The organism is Pseudoalteromonas sp. CNAT2-18.1 (assembly GCF_022347865.1).
GTDB lineage: Bacteria > Pseudomonadota > Gammaproteobacteria > Enterobacterales > Alteromonadaceae > Pseudoalteromonas > Pseudoalteromonas ruthenica.
In genome coordinates, this window is sequence record NZ_JAKRFR010000002.1 from 615,152 (window position 1) to 628,280 (window position 13,129).

Genomic DNA, 13,129 nt, shown 5'->3' on the forward strand with positions numbered 1-13,129 from the left:
AATGTCGGCAAGTAGCATCGCTGCTTGCCTCGCTCGCTACCCACATGATTGACTCGGTGCGCCACGCACGGCAACGAGTTGGCCTTGAGTATTAAACTCTAACTGCATAAGCATATCCTTTTCAGGCATCCTCGCCGGCGTTTTTAAACGCGCCAATAATGGGGCACTCAACGCAAGCAGTACTTGTTCTTGGCAATCAGCAAGTAGCCAATCATCATCAAGGTGCACAACACGCGCTATACGCTGGTACTCACCCTCAATTGCCGCACCATAAGCAAGTTGTTGGCGCTGTAACTGCGCGCTTAATTGACGCTCAGCATCTTCAATGTTGCGAATTTTTCTGGGCACCACCGCACTCACACGCACGCGCTGCTCACTGCCTTGCAAGTCATAGATTTCAATACGCTGATAAGACGCCAAGGTGTAAGTACTCGGTGCAGGCCCATGATACTGCTGCCAACTTATCGCGCCGAGCACAAACACAGCGACACAAGCCATGAGCCACTGTGTTCGCATCCACCATGCTTGCTTGATGTGCCTTGATTCAAACAAGGTGTGGTGCAACTGCTTCTTTTCAGTATCAGTTAATCGCTGCTCTCGCTTTTGCCGCTGATGCGCTTGGTGTAAACGCTCGTCACTTAACTTAGTCATTCTTTGCTCCTGCTTGCAGTACTATCGCCAGCTTTTCTCTGGCATAGCGTAAACGGGTTTTGACACTCTCTTTGGCGGTGTAAGTAATGGTCGCGATCTCACCCAAGCTGAACCCCTCGAGTTGGAGCATCAGCGCCTCTTTTTGATGAAAGGGCAGCTGCTGCATGGCCGCTGATAACTGGGCTAGTTCGGCATCAGCAATAAGTCTATCAACCTGCTGATGGTCTATATTCAAGGTGATAGCTATTTCATCCGTGTCGATATCTAGCGTCACTTTGACCCGCCGGGCATAATCGATTACGCGATTTCGAGCAACACGAAACAGCCACGCTTTAAAACTGCCGTGACCTTGGTCTTGATAGCGCTGCGGATGCGAGAGCCACATTAGCCATATTTCCTGCAGCATATCTAATGCCAGCTGCCGACGGGTGTGCGTATCGTCAATCACACTGCCTAGTTGCGCTTGCACAAAGTAAAGTAAATCGTCGCTCAAGCGCGATATTAACGCGTGTTTCGCCGCTTTGCTCTGAGCATCCCCCTTGAGTGCTTGGTGCACTAACTGCTCATCGCTCAACGGCTCATTTTGTTGTAACTTTGGCTTTAAAAACCAAGCCGCTGCGGCTTTTATCATAACGACTCCTTGGTGCGGCAACCGCAGTTGCCGCTCTCCCTTTATTGCTGCAAATTAAAGTCTAACCTTACTTGTTGATTGCGCTGTACTTGCGCACCACCGTTATCAAGCATGGGGTTAAACTTCCACTTACGCAGTGCTTTTAAGGCATGACGGTCGAAAATACGTTTGGGTTCGCTGTCTATAACCTCGGCATTCATTACCGCCCCCGTTGCGGAGATATCATATCTTAATACCACAAACCCTTCGATACCCTCGCGCGCCGCCTGCGGTGGATATTGAGGCGGTACTCTTACCAAAGGTCTTGCCGCGCCTTGTGCCGCACTTGGAAAAGCATCAAGTTGAGTCGAGGGTGCGGGTACATCAGGAGTAACCGCTATTGTCCCCGGGCCCTCAAAGGCAGGCTCAGCCGCCACTTGTGGACGCTGCTGCGGTCGCGGTGGTACTTTGGGCGGCACCGGTTTCGCTTTCTCAATGACCTTGGTTGGCTCTTTGGGCTGGAGGATCTCGACGATGGGATACTCCTTCGGCGCATCAGGCACCCTGGCAGGGCCATCGAGTAAAGACACCATAAATAAGAAAATAGCGAAGGTCACCGCACTACCAAGAAATACACACGCCAATATTTTTGCGCTGGGAGCGAAGAGCTGATTATGAAAAGTTTGCGTTTGTTGCATAGTAATCCCCTTTTGAAAACACACCCATTTAAACGGGCTTAGCAACAAAACGCCGGGGGAAACAAAAAGGGGTGAATTTATTTTTCTTTTTCTGCGTTAAACCAAAACTCAATCTCATCGGTCTGCACTTCAAAGTGCGCCTCATGCTCAACATGAGCCGGTACGCAATACCACTGCCCTGCACCAACGCGCTGCGTTTTACCCTTCATCGTCAGTATTAATTCTCCTTTTATGATCACCCCATGGTTGTCTGTGTCGTGGGTGTGCGCTGCAATGGTGGTACCTGCGGGGTATGAAGCAAATAACACGTCGCAGCCCTGCGCTTTTAATTGGTAGGCATCAAAACGGCCATCATAGAGCGCCAGTTCACGTATTTTATCTGAGTAACTTCCGGGCATTCGTGCTCCTTAATGGTGTGAAAAATATTGCCGCTGATGAAAAATATAGATGATTTTTAAACTCTTTGGGTTTAGGCCCCGTACAAATCTGAACAATAAAAAAGGAGTCAGCCGATGTTCTCATGGTTTAAATCGAATCCCAGCAAAAAACTTGAACGCCAACACGCGCAGAAACTCGAACAAGCTATGCATGCCCAGCGCAACGGCAACATTCGCGGTTATTCACAATTAACCTACGAGGCCGATGAAATCTATAAAAAGATTAAAGAGCTAGAAACAGCGCAAAACACCTAAAAAAGAGATACTAGCACCGAACTATATGCAGGCCATTGCGGCCTTCTATTTATAGCTGGTGCATTTGCCGCTGTATGGGCTTAAGCCCTTAACAGCAATATCTAGTCAGACACTTCTAAATAATGCTCAATATCTGCAATAAGTTCAGGTAGGCTAGTGTCAATTTCTTGCACTTGGTCTTGCATCTCTAAAGTTCCACTGCCAGCCAAGTGCTCCACCTCAGCAAGTAATTGATGTAATCTTGTTGCACTAATTTCGCCACATAAGCCTTTTAGAGAATGCGCCACTTGACGCACCTGTTCATGATTTTCATCGTTCAGGCTTTGGTGCAGTTGAGCCAGTTTTTGAGGTGCGGTTTTGATAAACAGTCGGCATATTTTATTTAGCAACACCTCTTTATTTAATAGCCGAGAGAGCGCCGCGTCTCTATCCCAGAGAGGCTGTTCAGAGTCTTGCGTATGGCTAAGTTGCTCACCTGCCTGGGGCTGAGAATGATTGTCATAATTTGATAACCCCCAGTGCAGAACTTTTTCCAATGCCTCATCTGGGTTGATAGGCTTACTAATATAGTCACTCATGCCCGCTGTTAAACACTTCTCTCGCTCCCCCATCATGGCATTTGCCGTCATCGCAATGATGGGTATATCAGTAAACTCAGAACCGGCAACACCCGCACGAATTTGCTCGCTAGTTTGGTAACCGTCGAGAACAGGCATCTGACAATCCATCAACACACAGTTAATGGCTTTACCCTCGCGCGCACTGCTTTGCAACATATCAATGGCTTGTTTGCCGTTATACGTTTTTTCAAGCTCTACTGGCAAGGTATTCAATACGCCGCACGCCACTTCAACATTGATTTCATTATCATCAACTATCAACACTCGACAACCACTAATGCGCTGCATTAACTCTTCGGAGATATCATCAGCGCGCTCATTAGTGTCATTGTGCCCCGATATTAACGGTACGACCTCTTTTGCGCCTATAAGTCTTAGTAAGTCGCTGTGAGTCAATGGCTTACTAATTGTAACAACATCAACACTGAGGCTTTTTGGCGATCCCGTACCCGGTTGCTGTAGCAATACAAGTTGGGCTTGTGGGCAGTCTTGCTGCCACTTGGTGACCAGCTTACTTAGCTCTTCTACACTGTAAGAAACACCATCGATAAAGATAAAGTCGCACCCTAGTGATCCATTGGATACCTGTTCTATATCAGTGTGAACACGCCCTCCTTCGCCTTCAATCAAGCGTTGTACATGGGCGCGTGCATACTCATAGGTACAGATCACCGCACAGGATTTGTCAGCAAAATAGGCTGTTTTTTGCGCTATCGCGACACTTTCTAAGGGTAAGGAGATATAAAAGCTAAACGTGCTGCCTTCACCTTCTTGGCTGCTTACACTTATATCTCCGGCCATTAATTGGCATAACTGCTTACAAATAGATAACCCGAGGCCCGTTCCCCCGTAGCGCGCGGCAATATTGCCATCGGCTTGGCTGAATGCCTTGAATAACTGTGGTTGCGCCTGCTCATTAATACCCATACCACTGTCTTCTACACTTACCTGTAAACGATATGATTGGCCATCGACAACATCACCCGAAGCAATGACACGAATATATCCTTGTTCCGTGAATTTAATGGCGTTACTGATAAGGTTATTCACTATTTGCGTAAAGCGAAGAGGATCAGCCACTACCTGCGTGCAACGCAACTGCTGGGTATCAATAAACACTTCCAGCCCCTTATCATAAGCGCGAACGGCACAAGACCCGACCAAGCTTTCCAGTAACGAAACGGGGTCAAAAGGTTTGGCATTTAAATCGAGTTTACCTGCTTCTATTTTTGATAAATCTAAAATATCGTTTATCAGCAGCCTTAAGTTAGACGCACTTAACTCCATCATATCGGTAAATTGCCGTGCTTTTTCAGATAATGGCTCACGCTTTAAAATATTGAGCGTGCCAATCACACCGTTTAGTGGGGTACGTAATTCATGACTGATATTAGAAATAAATGCACTTTTAATATCACTACTCTTGAGGGCTTCATCTTTAGCTTGCGCAAGAGCCCGGGTACGCTGTCGAACCTTGGCCTCTAATTCAGAATTTAGACGTTTAACTTTCAGCTCTGCCGCTTTTTCTTTACTGATATCGCGAATAATGAGCGCGATACCTATTAAATCTTGAGATTCAGATACGACGGGGCTAACAGAAACGGCCAAATATAAAGCACGCTCGTCAATAGCCACTTCACACTGATCTTTTATCTGTGTTTCCGATGTTTGCAAATCAGTAATGTACTTTTCCACCGGTAGTTTTTGTAACAGCGATAGTTGCTCGTAATATTTACCAATTCCAGCTTGGCTAGTGACAACCAACAGCTGCTCAGCAGCATGATTTATACTCGTTATTTGCCCCTTTAAATCAATACCGACTATGGCATCAATCGAACCCTCCACAATCGCTGAGGACTCACGACGCGCGTCCGCAAGCAATTGACTGCGAATGGCACTGCGATGAAAAGTAACAATTAAAACTGAAGAGAGCAGCACAACCACGGTTAAAAATGAATAAGTTAAAAGCCGCTTCTCATTTATAATCCCGTTAATATGGGTTTCAGGAGTGAGTACATTAAAGTTAACAAACCCATACTTATTGTTAGGCCGAGTTTGTACTTTTTCAGAATAGATATACACGCCCTGTTGCTCTGAAAAGCGTTGCTCTGCAAAGTATGTATTTTCATACTCAATAGGCCTGCTATATAGCGACGACCAGGTTATATCTGGAGCTAAATCACGAGTGAATCGATACTGCTCGTTGGGGTGGTAAATAACATCCCCCTCAGAGCTGGTGATCACTAGATGTGAATAATCAAACGTGGTTTCTACTAGTTGTGAGATAAGCTGGTTGGCATTGACATTCATAATCAAAAACGCGAACCGCTTGCCTTGCTCACTGTAAATAGGTATTGCAAAACGCAACATAGGTTTATAAGGGAAGGATATATCACCAAATTCACGATTTAACGATAACGGCGACATGTAAATTTGGTTTAACCCCAGCTGTGAACTAGGTAAGAAATACCCTTCACCCGCTTTATTCTGTAAAGAATAGTCCGGCACGGCTTCCACTGCAGCGCCACGACGCTGCACACGAACCAATTCATTGCCTTCGGCATTTATGGCGATGACCCGTAGTTGCTCTACAGCAAGGTTGTTCTCCATAAAACCGATAAAAATGGTTTCGAGACGTTCTTTCCATTGTGTGTACGTGGTCCCATCATAAGTATCGACGCCGCTATTAAAATGTGCTCGAGGCAGCCCGGCTATTGGCGGCGTAGAATGTAAAAAACGCAGGTCGGCCTTATAGTTAGCAACGGATTTGGTCACCACTTCTTTGAGTCGCTCCGCAGTTTCCTCCAGGTCTACACGTATCTGCTTTAATGTATTTTGTTTTACACTCCCTTCAAATATGGCCACTGTGGCAGTGGTAATAAGTACAAATAATAAGGTAGCTGCCCATATAAAGGCACTGGATTTTAGTTTTCTTGAACTGCTGTGCTTTGCTTTGCTCATGTTTACTTCCCTGCTAATTACTTATATCACAGAGCGGTTCACTGTCAGTGCACCACTTGCGCAAGACCGCAGCCAATTGTTCATACTCGATAGGCTTAGTAAGAAAATCATCCATCCCCGCATCAAAGCAACGTTGTCGGTCTGCCGATAGCACATTGGCCGTTAGCGCAACCACTGGGATTGAGCCGTAATTGGGCAACGCTTTAATTACTCGCGTCGCCTGCGGGCCATCAAGTACTGGCATTTGCATGTCCATAAAGATAATGTCATAAGATCCAGCCTCACACATGGCAATCGCCTGCTCCCCATCGCTTGCCATACTGATAGCCGATATCCCGAATTCATTAAGTAGCGCCTCTGTCACCACTTGATTAATTTCATTATCCTCGACAACCAGCACGCTCAGTGTTGAGAGGTCTTGCTCGTGGATATTCTGTTCTTGCAAGCTTACCTCGGTCTGTTGCTTGTGCGCACTCACTTGAGTGCTGAGCTCAAAGTAAAAATGCGTACCTTGATCAAGCTCACTTTCCACCTTTAAAGCGCTTCCCATTAGCGCCAATAGTTTGCTGGTAATGGTGAGTCCCAGGCCCGTACCGCCAAAACGTCGAGTAATGGATGTATCAGCTTGAGAAAAGGCTTCAAAAAGCGAGGAGATATGCTCTGGTGCTATGCCAATCCCTGTATCTGAGATACTAAACAGTAATGTTAGATCATCGCCTTTTTGCTGGCTTATGGTCACGTTCAAAGCCACACTGCCTTTTTCGGTGAATTTCACGGCATTGCCCAACAAATTCATGAGTACTTGCTTTAATCGGGTCTCATCTGCGTCAAAAATAAGCTCATTGTCGCTCTGTGTTGCGCTAATAAATAACTGAACACCTTTGGCCTGACTTTGCTCAGCAAAAAGGTGACGGAGTTCCTCAAGAAGGGAAGTAAGCTCGACAGGCTGAGATTCTAATTCTATTTTCCCAGCCTCAATTTTACTTAAGTCGAGGATATCGTTAATAATTACCAGCAAACTCGTGCCAGAAGAGCGGATCATACCCAACATGCGTTTTTGTTCTGGGCTTAATGCCGTGTTACTAAGCTGCCTTGCCATACCGAGAATACCATTCATAGGCGTGCGGATTTCATGGCTCATATTGGCTAAAAACTCTGACTTCACCTTGCTCGTGCGCTCAGCTGCCTGTTTAGCAACAATTAGGTCTTTGCTGAGTTCGCGAAAACGGTTAGCAGCGCCAGCTAAGACGCCTATTTCATCTTTGCGTTCAGTGTCAGTAATCGGTGCAGATAAATCTCCTTGTAAAAAGCAACGAAAACTATTGGTCAGCCTACGCACCGCTTTGGCAATATGAAAGTGGAAAAACAGCGCCAGAACGACAATGTAAAGTGCTGCCGACACCCCCAAGACATTAAGGATCTGAGTCGTATTCGAAACACTGGACTCTGCCTTATGCTTGATTTGCTGCAGTCTTTCAAGTGATTGCTCTCTTAATGTATCCGCTAGGGCGCTAAATTCAATGGCATCTCCTGCCATCACTACATTAACTAAGGTGAAATAATTACGGTTGGCCTGCACACTTTTATTAAATGCGCTCTGATACGCTTTTACCAATGGCACAATTGAGCCTACTAACTCTGGATACTTATTCACTAACTGCGCACTGAGATTGCGATCGAAAGATAAAATCGTCTTAATAATTTGTCTGACTTCTTGGCGCTTAGCATAGTCTTTTTTTGTTAAAAACAGTCGAGCGTTATAGTGCAAGCGGTGCCAAGAGTTAATTGTCTCGGTGAGCGCTAGACGCTCGTCGGTATTAGTGGATAATTCTTTAAGGCCCTCTAGACGGTCAATGGCACCTTGATAAATTCTTGGTAACTCGTCATCAATCAGCGAACTGCGGATGGTGTAGCGTTTAGTCAACACCGCGAGGTTGTTACCATAGCGCTCGACCAAGTCGTTCATTGCATCGATATAGGTTTGCTCGCTAGGCGCTACACTGGCGTCATTGAGTATATCAAGGCGCTGCTGAATACTGCGGTAGTTTTGCTCTATTTTTTCAAATACGGCGATACTCCCAGAGGCCCCATATACCGAAATATCACGTTGCATTTCAACAATGTCTTTATTAATACGCAAAATACCGATAGCGTGATTACTAATTTCGGTAACATCATCAACAGAGCGTTCTATACTCTGTAGCCTGCGGTCCATTACAAGGTAACTAGCAACGAGCGTAGCAACTACTAGGGCCAGTGCCAGTGTCATTTTCGCGGCAACGGAGCGAGATATGAATTCAATCACCACCTATCCTTACGCATTCAGTAATTCATACCATTTATCAAGGCTATAGTCGTAATTTGGCATCACCGTATTCCACACCGCAACATTAGAAAAACGTTTTGTATAACTGCCACCATTGCGTATTTGCCCAGCCCGGACCGATACCTTGCCATCAGTGCCCCGCAAATCCATACTGGCTTCATGACCCTCATACCAATATTGCCACTCTGCTTTGGACATCAATGGCTGACTACGTTGGGGGTTAGAAATATAGTAGCCTTGGCGTGCAATAAAGGCCCCCGGGTAACCTGACAACCACCAATTCATATATTCATACGCTGCGTCTTTGACAGCTCCTGAGGTGTGTGCTGATAAACACATGACCCCATGCCATGCCCGGTAGCCTTCCTTAGGCGCTGCATAGACCACAGGGATCCCCTGCCCTCGACAAGCACTCACTCCCGGTGAAAACATGCTTTGTATATGCACACGGCTCGTTTTCATAAAATCGACCGACTGGGGTACGGAGGTCCAAAAGCCAGAGAAATGACCTTGGCGCTTTTTAGCAAGCAAAATACTGAACAGCTTATCAATTTCAGCAATGGACATATTGCCCATGTCTTTAAATGTCATGAGTCCTTGGCCCTGCACTGCCAAAGCAGCATCAAAAATACCAATGGTCGGTGCATTGACAAGCGCCACTTTACCTTTGTTTTGCTCATCCAAGAGCCATGACCAAGATTCTGTTTCATAGGCCCGGCCTTTAGCAATGTGCTGAGTGTTATAGCCAAAGGAGTCAACGTTGTGCACGTAAGGCATAAAGCTAACTTTGTCTGTGGCCTGCGGCCCTAACTGGCCATCATCCTGCACATACAAGATTTTATTGGGCGCATCCCCCGCCCCCACTCGTGCGTTTTTGGTCAGTTGCCCCGTTTTTGTTAGGTTATTAATTTCATCCCAGTAAGTTAACCTATCAACGTCAATGGGTTGTATCGCGCCTGCTTGCCATAAAATATTAATAGAGTCCGACCACTGCTCGTATACATCAAATGAGCTTGGGTCTGCCGCTGCCTTTTGTAACAGTGCCGCACTGCCCATAGGGGAAAAAACCAAGTGAATACCCAACTCGCGCATCGCTCGTTGGCGTAGCTCTTCTTGCAAGGTCACATGTGTGCCCATGACCCTGAGGGAGACTTTTTTCTTTGCGAAGACATAGGGCGCTTTGAGAGCAAGCGTTGATACCGCCGCTCCCTGACCTAGAGTACGTAAAAATTGCCGACGTGTGGGAGAGTAGCTCATTAACCGGAATCCAGTCGTTAAGTTTGCTACAAAGTGTAGACTAAGCCCTTAAATTAGAAAAAATTTTCTTCCCTCTTGGCAGTACTTAATCGAAACACTGATACCGGTTTCGACCCGCTCGTTTAGCATCATAAAGGGCTTGATCTGCATCCGCTATCAGTTTTTCAAGGGCTACTTCAGCGCTCTGATTACTGGTTGTAGCACCAATACTAACGGTCACCCGCGAAAACGGCGAATAGTCATGTTTAAGATTAGCTACGCTTAAATTATTCATTATTTGCTTGCAAATAAATTTGCAACCACTTGCATCCGTATAGGGCATGATCACTAGGAACTCCTCACCGCCAAAGCGTACCGCCACATCATGGGGTCTACGCAAGCTCTGTTGCAACACCTGCGCAACTTGCTTAAGGCACTCATCGCCTTGGGGGTGACCATAGTGATCATTGTATTGTTTAAAGTGGTCAATATCGATCATCAATACACTAAAAGGCCTGCTCTCACGCATGGATTGACGCAATGAGTTCACGACTTCCTCGTCTAAGTAGTGGCGATTGTAAAGTCCTGTCAAAGAGTCTTTATATGTGAGCTTAATGAGTGCTTCCAGTCTCAACTTATTTTCAAGGTGATTTTGCGTTCGGTGAATTAACGTAGAAGCAGCAACGGGTTTTCCGATAAAATCACTGGCTCCCGCCTCCCAGCATGCATTTTGCGATTGGGTATCATAGGTGCCAGTCACAAAGACCACGGGCACTTGTTCAAGCAAAGCGCTTTGTTTTAGCTCTTTACAGACCTCTAAGCCACTAATATGGGGCATATTAACGTCGAGTACAATTAAATCGGGTATCTCAGCAGCGCAGTGCGCTAAAACCTGGGAACTATCACTCAATGTAGTGACATCAAAGTACTCTTCCAGCATTGCTTCTAAGGTTAGCCGTGCAATTTCATCATCGTCGACCACCAGCACTTTACACTGGGAAAACGGTTTTATATCTAGGTGCATAGCGTTCCTGCTGCTTGTTGCTCTAATAAATGTGACAATGACACAGATACCATAGGTTTAGCCAGTAAATACCCTTGGCCAATGCCGCACCCCAAAGAACGGAGCTTTTTGGCTTGCAGTTCGGTTTCAATGCCCTCTGCGACAATTTCCAAGCCTAACGAATTTGCTAGATCTATGATAGCCGTCACAATATCTAACGCTTGGGGCTCTGCCAGCATATCTCGCACAAAAGACTGATCGATTTTCAACACATTCAGGGGGAAGAGCCTTAGATAAGAAAGACTTGAGTAGCCGGTACCAAAGTCATCAAGAGCAATGCTCACACCCATTTCCGCGATGGATTGAAGCTGAGTAATTGTTTGCTCGTAACTGTCTATCAGTGCAGATTCGGTGACCTCAAGTTCTAAATATCGACTCGGCAGCTGAGTTTTCTCAAGTATAGCGGCAACGGTATCGACCAGCGCAGAGTCAGAAAACTGCTTTGCCGAAATATTAACCGCTACTTTCTGCGCATGCCCAGCATCGAGCCATGCTTTGGCGTCACGACAGCATTGCTCTAAAACCTGTTCACCAAGGCGATAAATCAACCCTGACTCTTCAGCATATTCAATAAACTGAGCTGGTGATATTAACTTGCCATCTGCGTCTCTTAATCGGACTAACCCCTCAGCTCCGATAATGTCATTGGTATTTAAGTCAAATTTAGGCTGATAGTGAACTTCTAACGCGTTTTGCTCCAGTGCTTCACGAAGCGTATAGCCGACAGCTAAGCGTTGGTTCATTTCATGTTGTAAATCATCGCTGAAATAACAGTAACTATTCGCCCCTGCTTGTTTCGCCTTATACATAGCTGAGTCGGCATGACGAAGCATTTCTTCAACACTGGAGGCATCGTCTGGATAGACGCTGATACCCACACTGGCACTCAAGTTGTGTTGCTCGCCTCCCAACCGAAAAGGCTTAGCGATGACATCTAGCAACTGGCTAATTAACCCCTCCAACCCGAACGAACTTTTCTCTTGCGGTACCACCAACGCAAACTCATCGCCGCCGACACGAGCAACAGTAATATCACTACAGGCAAAGCGGTCAAGACTGTGGCCAACATGCGCGATAATTTCATCGCCGATGTGATGGCCCATGGCGTCGTTTATATATTTAAAGTTGTCTAAATCAAGCAGCATTAAGCTCACTTTACGTTTGCCGGCCGAAGCTCTGGCAATACCTTGTGTAAGCCGGTCGTGCAACAGTACTCGATTAGGCAGTGCGGTGAGCTGATCATGATGAGCGAGGTAGGTCATTTGCACTGACATAGCGAGGGTTTCACTCACGTCCTGAAACACCATCACGGCACCACGCTGTTGACGTTGCTCGTCAAGGATTGGCGCAGCACTGTCCTCCACGCGATACTCCAGCCCTTGTTTACTGACCAGTTGAGTATTTATTGCCATGACCACAGGCCTATTTTCTTTTAATGCCACGGTCAAAGGATTAATAGACGCTTCTTTCGTTGAGGCATCCCTTAGCCTCATCACCTCTTCAATATGTCGTCCCTTAGCAGCGGTTTGCGACCAACCAGTCAAACGTTGTGCGACCGGGTTCAGATAGGTGATACAGGCATGCTCATCGGTCGAAATTACGCCATCCGCAATAGAGTCTAGGGTAATGCGCAGATGCTCTTTTTCTGCCGCCAGTAGCCTTTGTGTCTTTTCCAATGCTCGCTCTTGTGCACGCACTTTGGCATGGTTCTCTACTCGCATACGGCACAACGTAAGATTCAAAGGCTTGGAGATAAAGTCGATGGCACCCAGCGCGAGTGCGCGCTCTTCGATTTCCGGGTCGTTGTGTGCAGTGATAACAATAATGCGCAGCGCACTAAGTGAGGGCTGGTATTGAATTTGAGCCAGTAAGTCAAAACCGCTGATAGTAGGCATTTCTAAATCAAGCAACAAAATATCTGGCTTAAAATCGGCAATAAGCGCCATCGCTTCGCTGCTCTCATTACATGATTGAACCTCACCTATCCCCGCCAACGCATGCTCCAGCTGAAGGGTATTAATGGGCTCATCATCAATCACGAGAACTTTACTTTGTTCGGTCATTTACACTCTCACAACAAACAAGACGCTCAATAAAGATAGCGTTAAACATTTTGAAAAGCGATACCACAAAACGAGTTTAGTCATGGGCGCAACGTCTACTTTATTGCTTAATTATGTTGTCACATCAAGCTCATCTCTTCGAAACAGCGTTTTCTTTAATGAGCATTTAAGTGGTGACCGCTCTTTAGCTGGGAACCCCGAAGTCAATC

General features: G+C 46.2%; 10 protein-coding genes. 1 reads left to right on the top strand and 9 read right to left on the bottom strand.

Annotated elements, in window-relative coordinates; all coding sequences use genetic code 11:
• Window positions 1–36 precede the first annotated feature (36 nt).
• From MHM94_RS06235 to MHM94_RS06250, 4 genes are all read right to left on the bottom strand, one after another.
• A complete protein-coding gene (locus MHM94_RS06235) occupies window positions 37–651 on the bottom strand; it encodes a hypothetical protein (RefSeq protein ID WP_235418871.1) in 615 nt (204 codons plus the stop codon).
• Window positions 644–1,282 (bottom strand): sigma-70 family RNA polymerase sigma factor, encoded by a 639-nt coding sequence (locus MHM94_RS06240; protein ID WP_235418870.1) that lies wholly within the window; start codon window positions 1,280–1,282, stop codon window positions 644–646. Before MHM94_RS06240 ends, MHM94_RS06235 begins: the two co-directional genes overlap by 8 nt.
• A gap of 41 nt (window positions 1,283–1,323) precedes the next feature.
• Window positions 1,324–1,959 carry an energy transducer TonB gene (locus MHM94_RS06245; protein ID WP_045978445.1) on the bottom strand — a complete coding sequence of 212 codons (636 nt, stop codon included), beginning with the start codon at window positions 1,957–1,959 and terminating at the stop codon, window positions 1,324–1,326.
• 77 nt (window positions 1,960–2,036) lie between these two features.
• Window positions 2,037–2,357 (bottom strand): cupin domain-containing protein, encoded by a 321-nt coding sequence (locus tag MHM94_RS06250; protein ID WP_235418869.1) that lies wholly within the window; start codon window positions 2,355–2,357, stop codon window positions 2,037–2,039.
• Between the two features lie 114 nt (window positions 2,358–2,471).
• Between MHM94_RS06250 and MHM94_RS06255 the strand changes: the two genes are divergently transcribed.
• Window positions 2,472–2,651 (top strand): DUF6435 family protein, encoded by a 180-nt coding sequence (locus MHM94_RS06255; protein ID WP_045978446.1) that lies wholly within the window; start codon window positions 2,472–2,474, stop codon window positions 2,649–2,651.
• A 101-nt stretch (window positions 2,652–2,752) separates the two neighbouring features.
• Here the strand turns inward: MHM94_RS06255 and MHM94_RS06260 are convergent, their stop codons facing one another.
• The 5 genes from MHM94_RS06260 to MHM94_RS06280 form a co-directional block, all read right to left on the bottom strand.
• Window positions 2,753–6,232 carry an ATP-binding protein gene (locus MHM94_RS06260; protein WP_235418868.1) on the bottom strand — a complete coding sequence of 1,160 codons (3,480 nt, stop codon included), beginning with the start codon at window positions 6,230–6,232 and terminating at the stop codon, window positions 2,753–2,755.
• A gap of 13 nt (window positions 6,233–6,245) precedes the next feature.
• On the bottom strand, window positions 6,246–8,537 hold the full coding sequence (locus tag MHM94_RS06265) for an ATP-binding protein (RefSeq protein ID WP_235418867.1): 2,292 nt from the start codon (window positions 8,535–8,537) through the stop codon (window positions 6,246–6,248).
• Window positions 8,538–8,546: 9 nt separating this feature from the next.
• A complete protein-coding gene (locus MHM94_RS06270) occupies window positions 8,547–9,815 on the bottom strand; it encodes an extracellular solute-binding protein (RefSeq protein ID WP_235418866.1) in 1,269 nt (422 codons plus the stop codon).
• Between the two features lie 85 nt (window positions 9,816–9,900).
• Window positions 9,901–10,818 carry a diguanylate cyclase gene (locus MHM94_RS06275; protein WP_235418865.1) on the bottom strand — a complete coding sequence of 306 codons (918 nt, stop codon included), beginning with the start codon at window positions 10,816–10,818 and terminating at the stop codon, window positions 9,901–9,903.
• Window positions 10,809–12,920 carry an EAL domain-containing protein gene (locus MHM94_RS06280; RefSeq protein ID WP_235418864.1) on the bottom strand — a complete coding sequence of 704 codons (2,112 nt, stop codon included), beginning with the start codon at window positions 12,918–12,920 and terminating at the stop codon, window positions 10,809–10,811. Before MHM94_RS06280 ends, MHM94_RS06275 begins: the two co-directional genes overlap by 10 nt.
• Between the last annotated feature and the right edge of the window lie 209 nt (window positions 12,921–13,129).